Annotated in this window: 14 protein-coding genes and 1 pseudogene; 11 read left to right on the top strand and 4 right to left on the bottom strand. The window is 68.2% G+C overall.

All coding sequences use genetic code 11. The features are described 5' to 3' along the window. Positions 1–182 precede the first annotated feature (182 nt). Positions 183–1,094, bottom strand: a complete 912-nt coding sequence (locus tag ACLZN2_RS49245) for a transposase (protein ID WP_416986624.1) — start codon at positions 1,092–1,094, stop codon at positions 183–185. Positions 1,095–1,709: 615 nt separating this feature from the next. Next, positions 1,710–2,012, bottom strand: a complete 303-nt coding sequence (locus ACLZN2_RS49240) for a hypothetical protein (protein ID WP_416986622.1) — start codon at positions 2,010–2,012, stop codon at positions 1,710–1,712. 327 nt (positions 2,013–2,339) lie between these two features. Here ACLZN2_RS49240 and ACLZN2_RS49235 point away from each other — a divergent pair, with 327 nt between their 5' ends. The 9 genes and pseudogenes from ACLZN2_RS49235 (at position 2,340) to ACLZN2_RS49195 (ending at position 12,384) form a co-directional block, all read left to right on the top strand. After that, complete coding sequence (locus ACLZN2_RS49235) at positions 2,340–3,203, top strand: FkbM family methyltransferase (RefSeq protein WP_416986620.1); 864 nt, start codon at positions 2,340–2,342, stop codon at positions 3,201–3,203. 136 nt (positions 3,204–3,339) lie between these two features. Beyond that, positions 3,340–4,962 carry an ABC transporter transmembrane domain-containing protein gene (locus ACLZN2_RS49230; protein ID WP_416986619.1) on the top strand — a complete coding sequence of 541 codons (1,623 nt, stop codon included), beginning with the start codon at positions 3,340–3,342 and terminating at the stop codon, positions 4,960–4,962. After that, the gene (locus tag ACLZN2_RS49225) at positions 4,959–6,770 is read left to right on the top strand and encodes an ABC transporter ATP-binding protein (RefSeq protein WP_416986618.1); all 1,812 of its coding nucleotides are present in this window, start codon (positions 4,959–4,961) and stop codon (positions 6,768–6,770) included. Before ACLZN2_RS49230 ends, ACLZN2_RS49225 begins: the two co-directional genes overlap by 4 nt. Before the next feature lie 44 nt (positions 6,771–6,814). Next, a pseudogene (locus ACLZN2_RS49220) lies at positions 6,815–7,297 on the top strand (5-amino-6-(5-phosphoribosylamino)uracil reductase); the annotation flags it as partial. A gap of 151 nt (positions 7,298–7,448) precedes the next feature. Beyond that, positions 7,449–8,117: a GTP cyclohydrolase II gene (gene ribA / locus ACLZN2_RS49215; protein ID WP_416986617.1), complete on the top strand. Its 669-nt coding sequence runs from the start codon at positions 7,449–7,451 to the stop codon at positions 8,115–8,117. Between the two features lie 16 nt (positions 8,118–8,133). Continuing rightward, a complete protein-coding gene (locus tag ACLZN2_RS49210) occupies positions 8,134–9,345 on the top strand; it encodes a glycosyltransferase (protein WP_416986615.1) in 1,212 nt (403 codons plus the stop codon). Next, positions 9,342–10,202: a hypothetical protein gene (locus tag ACLZN2_RS49205; protein WP_416986614.1), complete on the top strand. Its 861-nt coding sequence runs from the start codon at positions 9,342–9,344 to the stop codon at positions 10,200–10,202. Before ACLZN2_RS49210 ends, ACLZN2_RS49205 begins: the two co-directional genes overlap by 4 nt. A 49-nt stretch (positions 10,203–10,251) precedes the next feature. Continuing rightward, positions 10,252–11,934 carry a WD40 repeat domain-containing protein gene (locus tag ACLZN2_RS49200; protein ID WP_416986612.1) on the top strand — a complete coding sequence of 561 codons (1,683 nt, stop codon included), beginning with the start codon at positions 10,252–10,254 and terminating at the stop codon, positions 11,932–11,934. A 78-nt stretch (positions 11,935–12,012) separates the two neighbouring features. Further along, complete coding sequence (locus ACLZN2_RS49195; RefSeq protein ID WP_416986611.1) at positions 12,013–12,384, top strand: VOC family protein; 372 nt, start codon at positions 12,013–12,015, stop codon at positions 12,382–12,384. A gap of 44 nt (positions 12,385–12,428) precedes the next feature. On the opposite strand, the gene ACLZN2_RS49190 is transcribed toward ACLZN2_RS49195, so the two are convergent. Together ACLZN2_RS49190 and ACLZN2_RS49185 are read right to left on the bottom strand one after the other, a co-directional pair. Further along, on the bottom strand, positions 12,429–13,115 hold the full coding sequence (locus ACLZN2_RS49190; protein WP_416986609.1) for a LuxR C-terminal-related transcriptional regulator: 687 nt from the start codon (positions 13,113–13,115) through the stop codon (positions 12,429–12,431). Between the two features lie 536 nt (positions 13,116–13,651). After that, positions 13,652–14,536 carry a LacI family DNA-binding transcriptional regulator gene (locus tag ACLZN2_RS49185; RefSeq protein ID WP_416986607.1) on the bottom strand — a complete coding sequence of 295 codons (885 nt, stop codon included), beginning with the start codon at positions 14,534–14,536 and terminating at the stop codon, positions 13,652–13,654. Between the two features lie 664 nt (positions 14,537–15,200). Between ACLZN2_RS49185 and ACLZN2_RS49180 the strand changes: the two genes are divergently transcribed. Beyond that, complete coding sequence (locus tag ACLZN2_RS49180) at positions 15,201–15,518, top strand: hypothetical protein (protein ID WP_416986606.1); 318 nt, start codon at positions 15,201–15,203, stop codon at positions 15,516–15,518. A 146-nt stretch (positions 15,519–15,664) separates the two neighbouring features. Next, entirely contained in the window at positions 15,665–16,312 is a 648-nt protein-coding gene (locus tag ACLZN2_RS49175; protein ID WP_416986605.1) for a transposase, read from the top strand. The last annotated feature ends 20 nt before the right edge of the window (positions 16,313–16,332 follow it).

Raw genomic sequence — 16,332 nt, 5'->3', positions numbered from 1 at the left:
GGTACAACGAAGAACGCCTCCACTCCGCCCTCGACTACGTACCGCCCGCCGAGTACGAGGAAGCCTTCTGGCGAAGCCAGGAGCAAACCCCGCAGTCCGCCTGAAACAAGATCACCGGACTCTACGAAACTCGGGGCAGCTCACACTGCCCAGTTACACCACTCCGTGGCAACGCCCTCGCATTAGCCGTCGGGCCCGGCGTCAATGTCTCCGTCCTTGACCATCTTGAAGTCCAGTGTGTATGCCTGCACGGTGCGCGGATGTTGGTCCCGCTGGAACTGGTACTTGCTGGATGTCTTGCGGTAGCGGGCCTTCAGACGCTGGCGGCGCTGTTCGGGCAGGAGGTTGGCCAGCACGGCCCGGCCGATGGCGCCGATCAACGACGTCGTACTGCCCCGGGCCGGCCCCGGGGCGACGATGATCTGGTCCGCGGCGGCCTGGAAGAGAACGGTGAAGCTCACTCGCTGAACGGACAGTCCCGGCGTGGCCGTCGTGACATCGCCAGCCATGCGGACCAGCGCCTGGTAGACCGTCAGCAGTGCGAAGATCTCCTGCTCGAGACCGGGGACACTGCGTGAACGCAGCACTCGCTCGTCCAAGATCGTGGACTTCAGCGAGAAATAGCAGGTCTCCGCCTGCCAGCGGCGGTGGTAGAGCCGCAGCGGGTCGTCTGCGGGGTGGCTGTCGGCATCCAGAAGATTGGTCAGCAGCCGCCACAGCTCCGTGCGCCTGGTGCCGTCGGCGAGGACGACGGTGAGCCACGCCTCGACCACCCGCACCTCCACCCGCTGCCCGCTCGCCCTGGCACGGTGGCGGCGCGGCAGGACCGCGGTGAGGTAGGAGCCGTCGGGCAGCGGGCGGCGCACGGTCGGGCGCCGCTTGCGGGTCGAGCGCAGCACGAAACGGGCCCCGGTGTCCTGCACTGCCTCAAGGAAGTCGAACGCGTCGTAGTAGGCGTCGCCCAGCAGAAGCATCGATGCGTCCAGGTGTCCCAGCAGGCGGCGCGCGTAGGTGAGTTCGCCGACGTCATCGGGTCCGAAGACCGCGTCCACCAGAGCCCGTGTGCCGCACTCCACGAGGGCCACCAGGCGCACCAACGGATAGCCGAACGCACGGACCCTGCAGATGTGCTTGCGAAAGTGCCAGGCACCGCTTCCTCGTCGGGAGCGGACAGAGTGGTGCCGTCGACGGCGACCAGACGCAGGCCCTGGTAGAAGGCGCAGGACTGGCGGTGATCATTCACTGGTCCCGCCAGGATCGAGAACAAGTGGCGCAGCGGTCCGCTTCCCAGCCGACGCCGGGCACGTGCCAGCGGCGGGGCGCACGGGCGTGCCACGGGCACGCTGCCCAGACCCGCCGTGAGGAAGCGGCCGCAACCTGGTAGACCGCAGCCGTGAACGGAAGCCACCGCCGTACGCCTTGGCCAGCGACGCATAGTCGATGACCACCCGCCCCCGGCCACTGCCGGACTTCGCGCCGGCGCGGGTGAAGGTGAGCAGCATGCCGTCAGCACCCGCCCGCAGCGCCTGGGCATGCGATGCGACGCTGGTGTGAGTTCGGGGATGCCTGTGCTGGTCGCGGGCGGATGACTTCGGCGAAGATCGTCGGTCACCGGGAGACTTCGCGGTTGGTCAGGACCAGCAGAGCCCTCATCAGTGCGGTCGCCCACGTCGGGTCGGTGTGTACCGTGCCGAGGACGCGCCAGTTCTTCAGGTGGGCGAAGCCGTGTTCGACCGGCGCCCGTACTGAGGCAAGGGCCTTGTGGACAGCTTCTGCCCTCGCGTCAGTGGCCGGTTCCGGGCGGCCCTGCAACCGGTGATCACTGCCGGGTCGGCGTCAAGACTGCTGTCGTCGAGTCCGCTGAATCCCAAGTCGGCGATGGCTCCGAGGCCGGCCGCCCGCAGCCTGGCGGTGAGCCGGTCGTGACGGCAGGCGGTGATCTCCGGGATGCGTCCGGGCCGGGCCGCCGGGCCCCAGAGCAGTCGGCCCTTGTCGTCGGGGAGCGCGATCACGAGCAGGCCGTGGTGTTTGTGCTTGATGCCCCTATGTTCGTCAAGCTGCGGTCGTGAGGGTCGCCGGATCATGAGGCCGCTGGCGGCATGTGACTATTTCGGCGCGTATCAGGGCGTAAACCTCGCGGGCTGCGTAGCGTTTCAGGCAGCGCAACCTCGCGCTTCCCTTCTCCCTTGGCGGTGCGCCGCTCCAAAAGGACGCGGGTGCTCGTCCTGGTGTCCTTCGTCTTCCAGGCGGGCCTCATGGAATGACCGGCATCCCGCATGTTTGCGCAGCACATGATCATGGGGGGTCTCAGGCCGATATCCGGACTGCATCCTGAGGCGATGAACCTGGTGTTTGACATCGGCATGAAGGATGGCGAGGATTCGGCGCTCTACCTGGCCAAGGGATTCCAGGTCGTCGCGTTCGAGGCCGATCCCGCACTGATCCAGCAGGCCCACCTGCGATTCGACAAAGAGATCAGAAGCGGGCGGCTGCATCTCGTCGAAGGTGCGATCGTGCCGGAATCGTTGCGTGCCTCGGCGGACGGAAAGGTCCGGTTCTACCGGAATCTGGGAAATCCCGACTGGGGAACCGTCCTGGAGGAGTGGACACTTCGAAATCAGGTCCTTGGCTTCAGCCGGATCGAGGAGGTCGAGGTCGACGCGGTCGACCTGGCCGAGCAGATCCGCAAGTTCGGGATGCCGCACTACATGAAGATCGACATCGAGGGTGTCGACCTGGACTGTCTGAACACCCTGGCGCAGTTCGAACAGCGCCCGGCATATGTCTCGATCGAGTCGGAGAAACAGTCGTTCCCGGCACTGGAAGCGGAACTGGACGCACTTGCCGGACTCGGCTACCGATCTTTCCAGGCCGTACAGCAGGGCAGCGTCCACCGGCAACGCGAGCCCCGTCCGGCACGCGAGGGAGAATACAGCGGTCATGCGATCCAGCTTGGGTCGTCCGGTCTTTTCGGAAAGGACCTACCCGGCGAGTGGAGGACCCGGGACGAGGTGCTCCGTCAATACCGCCGTATCTTCCGGGGATACCGTCTGTTGGGCGACTACTCGTTCCTGGGAAGCCACGACTTCGGACGCTGGCTCCTGAGGAACGCGAGCGCGCTTCTGGAGCGGTGCGGCTTCGACGTCCCTCGCCCTGTCCCCGGCTGGTACGACACCCACGCCCGCCATGTCGACGCGGTCTAGAGGCGGCCCGCTCAGCGGTCTCCCGTACGCAGACCCCGGTACCCCCGACACTCGGTCGGACCTGCGCCTGCTGTTCTGGCTCCAGCGAAGTCAGCGCCGAGGGCAACTCGCAGCCGCGGGCTGGGGGTTCTCCGCGATGGCGTCGAGTGGAGGGCTCGCCGTGGCCTCGGGCCATGCGGTGCAGGCGCTCGTCGAGAAGTCCCGGAGCGGCCTCGCGACGGCGGTGGCCTGGATGGTGCTCCTCAGTGCGCTCGCCGTACTGAGCGACGTCATGTTCGGCCGGGCAGCCGTTAGCAACTGGATCACCGCGGCCGCCCGGCTCCAGCAGCTTCTGTCCCGCAAGGTCGCAGAGTTGGGCTCCCGGCTCGAACGGCAGCTCGCCACGGGCGAAGTGGTCGCCATCGGAACCAGCGACGTCGAGAAGATCAGCTGGTTCGTCGAGGTCACAGCCCGGTTCGGGGCTGCGTGCGCGGCCTGTGTCGGGGTGGCTGCACTCCTGTTCGCGACCGAACCCGTGCTGGGGCTGGTGGTGACGGCGAGTGTCCCGCTGCTCGCCGCCTCCTCGTTGCCGCTGCTGCCGGCCGCCACCCGGCGGGCCGTCGAGCAGCGGGTCAGGGGCGGCCGGGCCATCCAGCTGGCCACCGACATCGTCGCGGGACTGCGCGTGCTGCGGGGCGTCGGCGGCGAGGGCCTCTATCTGGCCAAGTACCGTCAGGCCTCGCAGTCGGTCCGCCGGGCCGCCGTGCGCAGCGCCCGTCTGTCGTCGGTGATTGTGGGTCAGCAAGTGCTGATGCGGGGGCTGTTCATGGCGACGGCACTCTGGTGCGGCACGGCCCTGCTCCAGGGCCACCGACTGTCCGTGGGCGACCTCGTCATGTGCTACGGCCTGGTCGCCTTTCTGATGACACCGCTCGCGCAGTTCGAGGAGATGGCTGCCGCGTGGTCCGTCTCCCGGCCTGCCGCACGGCGCGCGGTCCACCTCCTGTCGCTGCGTCGCGAGGAACGGGACCACGTGCCCCATGACGGCCGAGTGACTGGTGATCTCCACGATCCGGCGACAGGAATGCTGGTACCGGTCGGGCGGCTCACCGCTGTCGTGTGCGACGAACCGAAAACGGCGACGCGGCTCGTCGAACGGCTCGGCGGATATGGTCCATGGGACGAGGACGACGTTCCCTCCGCGCTGCTGGGGGGCGTTGCCCTCGACTCGCTGCCGGCGGCCGCCGTACGCGCAATGGTGCTCGTGCAGACGAAGGACCCGGTGCTGTTGTCGGGGACGGTTCGCGAACTTCTCGACGTTCCCCGATCGGGCCGCGTGGCGGCAGCCGAGGCGCTGGCCGCCGCTCAGTGCGACGACGTACTGACATCCCTCTCCCTCACTTCACCGCGGCCTCCAGAGGACCCCCTTGCCGTCCACATCACCGAACGCGGCAGATCCGTCTCCGGTGGCCAGCGGCAGCGACTGGCGCTCGCCCGGTCACTCGTCACGGACCCCGACGTACTGATCCTGGACGAACCGACGAGCGCCGTGGACTCCTACACCGAGGCGCGCATCGCGGAGGCCCTGACGAAGATCAGGGCAGGGCGCACCACCGTCGTCCTCACGTTCAGCCCGCTGCTTCTCGACCAGGCGGACCAAGTGCTGTTCGTGTCCGGGGACCGGGTGAGGGCGAGCGGTCCGCACCGGCACCTCGTCCACACGGAACCGGAATACGCGGCGCTGGTCGTCCGCGGCGCACAGAGCGGGCAGCCGACATGACTACTGCCGACACGACGTTCACCGACGCGACCTCTTCCCGCACGGCCAGGACAGAGCCGTCCCGGACCGGACTTCCCGTCGCCTCCACGGTGGCCACCCGCGCCTTCTTCCGCGAGCAGACCGTCCGGCACCGAGGCACCTTCGCACGGTTGATCCTCATGAACGCCGTGGCGGTGTGCGCGTCGCTGGCGGGACCGTTCCTGCTCGGCGACGTGGTGCGGGACCTGTCGCCGAAGGGTTCCGGTACGTCGTTGGCTCCGGTCCTCACGGCGTTCCTCGTCGCCGTGGGTGTGCAGGCGCTGTGCACCTGGCAGGTGCGGACGGACTCGGCGGTGCTCGGCGAACGGATGCTGGCTGACCTGCGGGAGGACTTCCTCCAGCGGAGCGTCGAGCTGCCGCCGGCCGTGCTGGAGGGCGGTGGCACCGGTGAGTTGCTGTCCCGTATCACCACGGACATCGACCGGCTCTCCAACGCCGTCCGGGAGGCCGTCCCCCAGCTGATCATCTCCGTGGTGTGGATCGGCACCCTGATCGGCGGCCTGGTCCTGACCGCACCGCTGCTCGCCCTTCCCGTGCTGGTCGTCCTCCCGCCGCTGCTGCTGACCTGCCGGTGGTACGGCCGCTCGGCACCGTCCGCCTACCGTGCGGAATCCGCCTCGTACACGGCGATCTGCTCCGCCCTCGCCGAGTCGATCGACGCGGCACGGACGGTCGAGGCCCACCGGATCGGGCCCGCGCGCGTCGCGCGGTCGGACGACCGCATCCGCGCGTGGGTGAGTCGGCAGCGGTTTACCATGCGGCTGCGCACCGTGCTTTACGTTGTGGTCAACAGCGCCCACGCGACGTTGCTGGTGCTGGTCCTGGTGACCGGGGGCGTCGCGGTCCTGTCGAACCGGCTGGACGTGGGGTCGGTGACCACCGGGGTCCTGCTCACGCAGATGCTTGTGCAGCCGCTCGGCCAGATCCTGCGCTGGTACACCGACCTCCAGGTCGCACAGACCGCGCTCTCCCGGCTCCTCGGGGTGCGGGACATTCCTGCCGAGCGGATTCCGGACGCCGCGGTCCCCGAAGGCCGACTGCTGGACGCGGACAGGGTCCGTTTCGGCTACCAGGACGGCAGCGACGTACTGCATGACATAGCCCTGCGGGTACCGTCCGGCACACGGCTGGCGCTGGTGGGGCCGTCGGGTGCGGGCAAGTCGACCCTGGGCCGGCTGCTCGCCGGGATCCACGCGCCCCGCGAGGGGCGGATCACCCTGGGCGGGACGGAATTGAGGCGCCTTTCGACCAGGATGCTGCGCAGGCACATCATGCTGGTCAACCAGGAGCACCACGTGTTCTCCGGCACCGTTCGGGACAACCTGCTGCTGGCCCGCCCCACAGCCGAGGACGCCGAACTGTTCGCGGCGCTGGAGCAAATCCAGGCGGCCGCGTGGATCCGCGGGCTGCCCCACGTCCTGGACACCGAGGTGGGCCAGGGCGGCATGCCGCTCACCCCGGCCCAGGCCCAGCAGATCGCGCTGGCCCGGCTGATTCTGGCGGACCCGCACGTGCTGGTGCTGGACGAGGCGACGTCCCTTCTGGATCCCGGTGCCGCGCGTCATCTGGAGCAGTCGCTCGCCCGCGTGCTCAAGGGCAGAACCGTCATCTCCATCGCGCATCGGCTGAACACCGCCCACGACGCGGATCTGATCGCCGTGATCGAGGGCGGCCGCATTACCGAACTGGGCGACCACCGTCGCCTGACGGCCGCGAACGGTTCGTACGCGGCCCTCTGGCGGTCCTGGCACGGTGCGGGAGACCGGTGAGCGCCCGGGAAGCACCGCGCCGAACAGGGCCGACCGGCAGTGCGCCGACGGCGCCCGGCAGCGGGACCGTGCCGAACGCCGCCGACCAGAAGTGGCTGGCCACGGCCTGTGCGCTCGCCGCCTCGTGTCCCCCGTCCGCCACGGCGTTCAGTGTGGGCGCACTGGTGGTGGCCGCCGACGGCACGGAACTCGCCCGCGGGCACTCCCGAGAGAGCGGTGATCCGCTCGTCCGCGCCGAGGAAGCGGCGCTCGCCAAGCTCGATCCCGCGGATCCGAGGCTCGCCGACGCCACCGTCTACAGCAGTCTGGAGCCCTGCGCCGCCCGGGCCTCACGGCCGACGCCCTGTGCGCGGCTGATCGTGCGGTGGGGGATACGGCGTGTGGTGACCGCATGGCGGGAGCCGGACACGTTCGTGCCGGGCGCCGACGGCATCGGGGTGTTGGAGGCGGCGGGAGTGGCCGTGGCCGAGATTCCGGAACTGGTGGCCGAGGCGATGCGCGCCAATCTGCATCTGGTCACACGGTGATTCATCCACTCCCTTCTCGTCCCTTCTCGATGAACTCCCGCGTGAATGTGCACTGCACGATGATGAGGGATCCCGGAAAGATCCCCGTCCTGCATGATCGATATCAGATTTCAGACCGGCGTGATTTTACGGATGCGGACAGGGGCGGCACATGGAAAATCCAGGGACCGATGAATTCGATGGAGACGAGGAACGCACTACCGTACGTCAGCGGATCGTTCTTCCGAGGCACGGTTCGACGGGTTCTCGTACGGCCGAGCTGGTCACGTTCGACGGTCTGCGCGACAACCGGGAGCACATCGCTCTCGTATGGAAGTCCGAGACGGCGACGCCATTGGTCCGGATACATTCCGAATGCCTGACCGGCGACGTCTTCCAGTCAGCGCGTTGCGACTGCGGAAACCAGCTGACCGAGACGACGAAGCTCATGGAGGAGAAGGGCGGAATTCTGCTGTACCTCCGCCAGGAGGGACGTGGCATCGGGCTCTACAACAAGATCGACGCGTATTCTCTCCAGGACGCCGGAGCCGACACGGTCGATGCCAACACACGCCTCGGATTTCCCGCCGACGGTCGCCGGTACGACGTGGCGGCCGACATGCTCACCGCACTCGGGTACCGGGACATCCGGCTGGTGACCAACAATCCGGAGAAAGTGTACGGACTGAATATTTCCGGGATCAGGGTCGTGGACCGGGTGGGCACCAGTGTCTTCGTCTCGCCCGACAACCTCGGCTATCTCCAGACGAAACGCTTCCGGATGGGCCATGCCCTTTCCCTGGACGACGCGGCACCGGAACAGGTCTCCGCGGCCGGCTGACAGAGAGGACTCCGCCATGACGAAGGAATGGGGGCCGAGTCACCCCGATGTCGCCCGCCGTGCCGCCGACTGTGTCGTGATCTCGGCGGATCCGACAGCGCACGACGCCAACCCGTTCTACATGCATCGCGCCAGGCCGCTGCTGATGGCCGTGCTGGCCATCCTTGCCGAACACGGCGACGGACAATTGGGCGAGATGGTCGGGGCGTTGCACCGATCGCACGCGGACACGGCACGGTACGAGGCGCTGGTGTCGGCCGTGGCCGGGGTCCTCGGGGAGAGCCCCGAGTTCTCGGACCGTCTGACGCGGACCCTCGGCATGGTCAACGCGAAATCACGTATCGGCTACCACCTGGGGGAACACGCCGGTCAGGAATTCCCACCCGTGGACATCGATGTGGCCGAGCCGTCCGACGAGAACATCCCCGGCTCCGTGCCGATCGCGCAGGTGGTCATTCCTTTCCGGGACTCCAGTGCCTCGGGGGAACGTCTGGAAAACCTGCTGAGTTGTCTGCGGGCCCTGCGGGACCAGTCGACTCCGGGCGAGCGCTACATCGTGACGGTTGTCGAGTGCGACGTAGAACCACGGTGGCGCAGCCGGCTGGAGGAATTCACCGACGAGTACGTCCACGCATACAAGAGCGGCGATTTCAACCGGTCGTGGGGACTCAACGTGGGAGTCGTCAACTGCCGTTCCCGTACGCCCTTTGTGTGCGTCCTCGACGCCGACGCACTGGTCGACCGGGATTTCGTCCGGCGAAACGTGGCGAGGTTCCTGGCTCCCGCGGTGGGTGCTTTCCTGCCCTTCACCGACCTGCTGTACCTGGACCGGGAATCGAGCCGGCGGGCGGTGGCCCGGCGGACGGTCGAGCGAGCCGGGGACGTCGACCTCGCATACGTCCGGGGATTCCTGGTGCACCGCGCGTCCGGCATGTGCGCCTGGCTGCGGCGGGACGTCTACGAGGAGATCCACGGATTCGACGAACGGTACGAGGGCTGGGGCGGCGAGGACCTGGACTTCGTGCTCCGGCTGCAACGGGTCACGGCCTTCCGCTATTTCGACGACCCGCTGCTCCACATTCACCATCCGGTCGCGCCGGGCATCGTCCGCGACGACGGCAGGCCGGCGGCCGTACTGCCGCAACTGCTCACCTGGGAACCGGACAAACCGATCGGCAGGACCGACAGGTTCGCCCCCGTGGGCGCATTCCGAGAGGAGAGGACATGAGCGTTCCCCTGATCGCGGTGATCGGGGCTGTGGAGGACAACCTGCTCCACAACTTCGTCCGCCACTACCGAAGGGTCGGCATCACCGAGTTCTTCGCCGCTTTCCACTTTCCGGACCATGTGCCCGACGCGGAACGCGAACGGACGCTCGGAACCTGGCGCGACTTGGTCGGCGAGCCCACCGTCGTCAGCACCGGTCCGTGGCACGAGCACCTGCACGGTGAACTGCGTGACAGACTGCGGGTCGCCGCCGGCGAGGGCTGGCACGCCATCGCGGACTCGGACGAGTTCCACGCCTACCCTTTGCCGATCGAGGACCTCATCGCCGAGGCCGATGCCTCGGGGCACCCCTACGTCCGGGGCTTGCTGCTCGACCGGGTCGCCGCCGACGGCGGACTCGACGGTGACACCGAGGTGACCGACCTCGACATCCGCTACCCGCTGGGCGGCTTCATCACCGCCAACCTCACTCAGGGCAACCCTCGGAAGATCATTCTGGTGCGGTCGGACGTGGAACTCGCCCTGGGCAGCCACTACTCGCCCGCGATCAGAATCCCCTTCGCGCAGGGCCGCATCATTCCTGTCCACCACTTCAAGTGGCGTCCACCGGTCCTTGACGACCTGCGGCGCCGGGTCGAGATGCACACGAGCGGCGCCTGGACGGACGTGACGTCGTCGCTCGCCGAGGAGGCATCCCGGTACCTCGACCACGTGCTGGCCCGCGACGGCCGTATCGACCCCGACACGCTCGGGATCGAACTGCGGCCGGTGACGCTGCGGACGCAGCCCGACTGGTGGGCGGCCGAAGCCAGGGTCGTCCTGTGTGACTGGAACGTGGCAAAGGCGACGAAACCTTGATCCTCCCTCTCCCCCTGCTCGGCCCACCTCATGTGAAAGAAGGAGCCCAGTGATACGACACCGTGGACCCATCAGCGGCGTCGCCGCCTTCGGCGGCCGTCATGTCGCCACTGCGGGATACGACAACCGCGTGATCCTCTGGGATGCCGCCCGGCACACGCCGCTCGCCCAGTCCGTCCACGACCACCTCGCCAACCAGGTGGCCTTCAGCCCCGACGGACGGCACCTGATCACGTCGTCCAGCGACTACACGGCCCGCCTGTGGTCGGTGCCGGACCTGAAGCTCCTCACCGTCCTGTCGGAGCACAAGGACGACGTGGAGATGTCGGTCTTCCACCCAGAGCGGCCGCTGGTCGCGACCGCCTCCCGTGACCATGTGGTGCGGGTCTTCGACTTCTCGGGCGAGCTGGTGCAGCACTTCGAGGGGCACACCGCGGACGTGATCTCCGTCGAGTGGCTGCCGCAGAGCGGGGAGGTCGTCTCCTCCAGTGACGACGGAACGATCAAGCGCTGGTCGCTGAAGTCGGGCAAGCTGGTCGAGAACATCGACCTCGAAGGTGTGGAGACCGACACCATCGCCATTACGAGCAGCGGTGTGGTCTTCGCCGGCAACGACGATGGCGCCATCATCCGGATCGAGGGCGAGAACCGGGAGTTCACGCCCGCGCACGAGGCCGGCATCAAACGCCTGGTGTACAACGCCGCCACGGAGAGCCTCGTGAGCCTGAGCTACGACCGCTCCCTGCGCGTCTGGAGCACGGCGGGCGGCCTGACCCTGCTGCACACCGCAGAGTTCCCGGCGGAGATCTGGGCCAGGTCCTGCGCGTTCGTCGACGAACACACCCTGGCCTTCGCCACGTTCGGTTCGACCTACGCGACGTACGACATCGCGTCGGCCCGCTGGGACGTCAGCGGTATCCAGGACACGCCGTGCGTCAACGCGGTCGCCACGGTCGCGGGCGGCGGGACGTACACGGTGGGCGACTCGGGCGTGGTGTCGGTGGACGGCGAGCCCCACGCGCGCCCGGGTAGCCTGTGCAACTTCCTCGTCGAGGCCGGGGGCCGGATGCTGACCGGCGGTCAGCTCGGCCGGATCTTCGACGCGGACACCGGTGAGGTGCTCCACCAGCACCGGTCGCCCCTGAACTGTGCCGCGGCCTTCTCCCGCGACGGTGTTCCCCACGTCGTCTTCGGGGCGTACACCGGCGAGGGCCTGGTCTTCGCCGTGCGCGACGGCGGGGCCTTCGACCACGTGACCACACTCGACCTGCACGCCAACGCGGTCAAGGGCGTCAGTGTCTCGGACGGCGTGATCTTCGCAGTCTGCGCGGACGCCGCCGCCAGCTGGTTCAACGCGCAGACGCTCAAGGAGACAGCCCGGCTGGAGGAGGCGCACCACCGCATCGCCAATGGCTGCGCCCCGCTGCCCGGCGCACGGTTCGTCAGCGTGAGCCGTGACCTCCAACTACGCCTGTGGCAGGGCGCGGAGGCCACCGTGATTCCGACCCCACACGACCACTCGATCAAGTGCGTCGCAGCCTCTCCCGATGGGACCCTGGTGGCCACCGGCTCCTACGCGGGCATGGTCGCGGTGTACAGCACCGAGTCAGGCGAGTGGACGCACATGGACAAGCCCACCACCGCCGGCATCTCGTCCATGCACTACGACACCCATGGCGGGCGCTTCTTGGCGTCCTCCTACGATGGTTCCGTCTACGCCGTACCGGCGTAGCTCCCACCGTACGTTCGAAGAGCGGCCCGCACGGTTCCTTCCGAACCGGCGGGCCGCGTGTGAAGGGAGACGTACTCCGTGCCGGCAGCGCTTCGGATCGAGTTGTTCGTCGACGACCTCGACCATTTCGCGGACTTCTACACCCGTGTGCTCGGCTTCGCCGTCACAGACGACCGTCGCAGCACCGACTGGCCCTACGTGGCCGTGACCCGGGACGGCGTCCGTATCGGCGCGGTACGACCGTGGAAGGCCGTCGATCAGGGCGCCCGCACGGTACCCACCGGGGTCGAGATCGTGCTGGAGGTCGACGACGTCCTCGCCGACCACGCCCGGGTGACGGAAGCGGACTGGCCCGTTGCCGACCCGCTTCAGCAACGGCCCTGGGGTCTCACGGATTTCCGCCTCCACGACCCGGACGGGTACTTCCTACGCGTCACGAGCAGGAACTGACGGCCAGGGTCCGGCCTCCGGCACCGAGAGGCCGGACGGCCACGTCAGGCGGAGACGGCCACAGACGGCCCGACCATGCCGCCGGCAAGCTCCCGCTTGGCCAGGAGGTACCCCATCTCGGTGCGGTTCTTGGCGCCGAGTTCCGACTTGAGACGGGCCACGTGTTCCGCGGTGCTCCGCAGCGACAACCCGAGCCTCCTGGCTATCTGTTTGTCCGGGTGTCCGCTGACCAGCATTCTTATGAGCGCCTCCCGCAGCGGAAGGCCCACTTCCCCGACGGCCCGAGCGGCATGGGTCGGCTGGAAGGGATGGTCGACCGCCCGCGTCCAGTGACGCTCGTACAGGTCCACCAGGAACCCGACGACGACGGGGTCCCGGATCACCGCACCCTTCGTGTCCGGATCCAGCATCGAGACGAACGCCACAGCCCGGTCCACCACGACGAGTTGCCTGAAGAACTCCTCGAGTGTTCTGACCTGTCCGCCTGCGGCGCCGACTTCCCGCACGAAGTGCTTGACCGGTTCGTTGAACCGGGTCGGATGCTGGCAGATGATCTCCACGGCGGCGTTGCGTGCCAGCGCCGCGCGGACCGTATCGGTGAGGTCCTGGAGGGACTCCCGGGGAAAGGAGGAGCCGGGCAGGGCGATCAGCACCTCGCTGCGCGCGTGAGCGATGGCGTGGCTAACGGTATGGGGGGTGACCCACTTGTCGTGCACGTCGTCCCGGGACATGGGAACCGGCCCCTTCGGGGCGGAGTCGGGGCACTGGGGCCGCGATCGGACCACCGACAGGAGTTCCACGATGCGGCCTTCGAGTTCTCGGCCAAGCGCTCCTGCGACCGCGTAGTGGGCGACCCGGTCGAGGGCCGGAACGACGTCCCCCGATGTCCTGCGGAGCAGCCCCAGTGAGGTCAGTTGCTCGACCGATGCCCGATCGCACTGTGGAGCCACGCTCCCTTGGAACAGTGCGTTGCTGAGAACAGTCCACATGACTGAGTGATGTTGATGAGTCGTCACTGATTTTCCCTTCCTACTGCGCATGGCTCGGTTCGTGGGCAGGAAGTCAGGCATTCGAGGTCTCGGGCTGGGACGGTTTCGCTTCCCGGCGGCGGATCATCGGCCCGGTGAACGGCGTTCAGCGCGGCGGGGGTCGCTGGCGCCGCGCTCGCACGGAGCGGCCAAGCGGTCCTCAAGCCGGCAGGGCAGGAGGACCGACGAGGGCCTTTGCCCGGCCATCATGGCGAGCAGGAGGCGCGCCATCTCCTCCCTTATGCGGTTCCAGGGCGGTCGGGCGTCCGTGAGCGGGCCATGCGCGATAAGACCAAGGTCCTCGAACGCGCCGACGGCCACCTCACGGGAACCGGTCCCGTCCCTCGCGCACAAGGCCTCGACGGCGCCGCGGTCATGCGCTCGGAGGTCACGACGGCGGCGTCCACGGCCCTGTCGCGCCCCAGCAGTCTCCGCATCGCCTCCCGCCCGCCCGGCCCGGAGTGAGTGCCGTGCTCGACCAGAAGGGCCTCGTCAGGGACGCCGAGGTCGGTCAGGGCTGCTCGGTGACCTTCCAGACGCTCCCGCTCATCGGGGGCGTCCGGCGAGTCGGTGATCACGGCGATGCGACGCCGGCCGGACCTGTGCAGTCCACGAGTCACCGTGTAGGCGGTCACGCGACTGTCGACCCACGGATGCGCCACCTGCCGGCCCGCGGGCGAGGGCGTGCCGTATGCGGCCATCGGAAGACCGACTGGATCGACCAGCCTGGCCGGGACCGCGTCGCGGCAGCGCGGAACCAGCAGCAGCCCTGTGACTCGGCGTTCCCCGAGGTGACGGTCCAGCCGGTGCCGTTCCGTCTTTTGTACCTCCACGTCGACGAAGAGCATCTCCATCGACGTGCCGTGCCGGGTCAGCACGCGGGCGCAGCCCCGGAGGATGGGGAGGGGGCCGGGCCATGTCGGGCGCGGTCCGCACGACTCGACGATCACAGCCGTGACCGTGTCGGTCCGCCGCATGGCCAGACTGCGCGCCTGCCGGTTCAGCACATAACCCGTGGCGCGAATCGCATCCTCCACGGCCCGTCGTGCGGCGGGTCTGACATGCCGGGCTTCGTTGAGTACACGGAAGACGGTCGCGTGCGAGACGCCGTCCACACGTGCCACGTCGTGGATCGTAGGCGCCCGTTCTCCGGGATTTGCACTGGTCACGGGCACCTCCTCGGTTCTTCGTGATCTTTCTCTGTGCACGTTCACATGGATCTTCAGAGCGCAGCAAGAGCTCAGCGAAGCAAGGGAGCGTTTTCTGGCCAGGATGACAGCTACTTTCTGTTTACGTTCACAGGAGTCGAGCACGGCAAGCAATGACGCTCGGCGTGGGATTCCGCTGACCGACTTCCCGGACGCCGCGCTCCGCCTGACGGGGCGACAAGCCCGACGCGTCCGGGGCGGGTGCTCACTCTCAGTACATCTGCCGACCTGAGGGGTTGACTCATTCAGTCACATCTTCAAGCGGGGTAAATCCCCACGTTTCACTCAGGACGGGGACGGTCGGCCGTGAACGGCCCCGGTGCCTACTGGTAGTTCGTTAATCCGGCAATAGAGGTCAATGCCGTGTCCGTTGCCAATCGCGTCAATCAGGGCCTGAAGGCCGGGAGGCCCCGGCTTCCACCACGGCGTCCTGTCCGACTTCCGTGACCGGCTCGCCGAGGGCGACCGCGCCGACCGGCTGCTGGGCCTCGCGCTCACACGGATCCGGTGGGCTGGCCTGCTCAAGGGGCGCGGCAAGCAGCGCACCGACTCCACCCATATCCTGTCCGCCGCACGGGAGTTGACCCGCCTGGAACTGGTGACCGAGGCGGTCCGCGCCGTCCTGGAGGACGTGGCCCGAGCCGCGCCGGAACTGCTGGATGAGCTGGTCACCGTCGAGTGGGCGGAACGATACGGGGGCCGGTGCGCCTGTGCTCCCAGACCAGCCACCCCATCGCCCGACTGGAGCAGGTGGGTGCCGACGCCCGCGAACTGCTTCCGGGTGCTGCGCACGATCCTGGTGCAGTACTTCCTGATGGACAGGCGCGGACGATTCCGACCCCGTACCGAGCGCGACGGCCAGCCGCCCTCCCGGGTACAGATCGAGTCGCCGTACTAGACCGAGGCACGCTGGGCGCGGCGACACTCGCTGGACCGGCTACCTCGTGCACGTGACCGAGAGCTGCGACGACAAGCGAGTCAACGTCATCGCCGACGTGGCCACAGTCGTCTCCAGCGCGGACAGTCAGGCGCTACCCGGCATCCATGCCCGCCTCAGGCGGCTGCGCCTGCTGCCCGGGCAAGCACCTGTTTGACGGCGGCCACACCTCCGTGGCCGGCATGGAGGCCGCCGCCCGCCTGCACCGCGTCACCCTGTTCGGGCCGCTTCGGCCCAGCACCAGCTCGCAGCACCGGGCCAAGGACGGCTTCGGCCGGGAAAACTTCGTCATCGACTTCGACCGACGCGAGGCCACTTGCCCCAACGGGCAGGTCAGCGGCAACTGGCGGGATCTGCCGGTGGCGGAGTCGACCTCGGTGGTGGTCAAGTTCGATGCCCGCCAGTGCGGCCGCTGCCCGCAACGGGTCGCGTGCACCCCGGGCCCGTTTCGCAGCCTGTACTTCCCGACCCACCGCCTGCACGAACTTCAGGCCAAGAATCGGGCTGACCAGCAGGATACGGACTGGCGCAGGCTCTACGGGCTGCGCTCCGGGGCCGAGGGCACCATCGAGGAGTTCGTGGACCGCCACCGAGGACGCCGGTGCCGCTACCGCGGCCTGGCCAAGACGCACGTCCAGCACGTCCTGACCGCACTCGCGATCAACGTCGAGCGGTTGAGCCTTCAGAGGGCGGTATGTGACGTAGTGCCGCGTTTGTTGTCGCTGGAACGTGTGGCACAGGCGTATCGGGGCTGATCGGGGAGTCCTGCCGTGCT

Source organism: Streptomyces sp. T028 (assembly GCF_048159505.1).
In the GTDB taxonomy this organism is placed as follows: domain Bacteria; phylum Actinomycetota; class Actinomycetes; order Streptomycetales; family Streptomycetaceae; genus Streptomyces.
This window is presented reverse-complemented; position numbering and strand designations above follow the sequence as displayed.

Excerpts from the sequence above, each read along its gene's own strand:
- ACLZN2_RS49230 (WP_416986619.1), top strand. The coding sequence starts at position 3,340 with ATGGCGTCGAGTGGAGGGCTCGCCGTGGCCTCGGGCCATGCGGTGCAG.
- ACLZN2_RS49235 (WP_416986620.1), top strand. The coding sequence starts at position 2,340 with ATGAACCTGGTGTTTGACATCGGCATGAAGGATGGCGAGGATTCGGCG.
- ACLZN2_RS49205 (WP_416986614.1), top strand. The coding sequence starts at position 9,342 with ATGAGCGTTCCCCTGATCGCGGTGATCGGGGCTGTGGAGGACAACCTG.
- ACLZN2_RS49210 (WP_416986615.1), top strand. The coding sequence starts at position 8,134 with ATGACGAAGGAATGGGGGCCGAGTCACCCCGATGTCGCCCGCCGTGCC.
- ACLZN2_RS49190 (WP_416986609.1), bottom strand. The coding sequence starts at position 13,115 with ATGTCCCGGGACGACGTGCACGACAAGTGGGTCACCCCCCATACCGTT.
- ACLZN2_RS49175 (WP_416986605.1), top strand. The coding sequence starts at position 15,665 with ATGCCCGCCTCAGGCGGCTGCGCCTGCTGCCCGGGCAAGCACCTGTTT.
- ribA (WP_416986617.1), top strand. The coding sequence starts at position 7,449 with ATGGAAAATCCAGGGACCGATGAATTCGATGGAGACGAGGAACGCACT.
- ACLZN2_RS49225 (WP_416986618.1), top strand. The coding sequence starts at position 4,959 with ATGACTACTGCCGACACGACGTTCACCGACGCGACCTCTTCCCGCACG.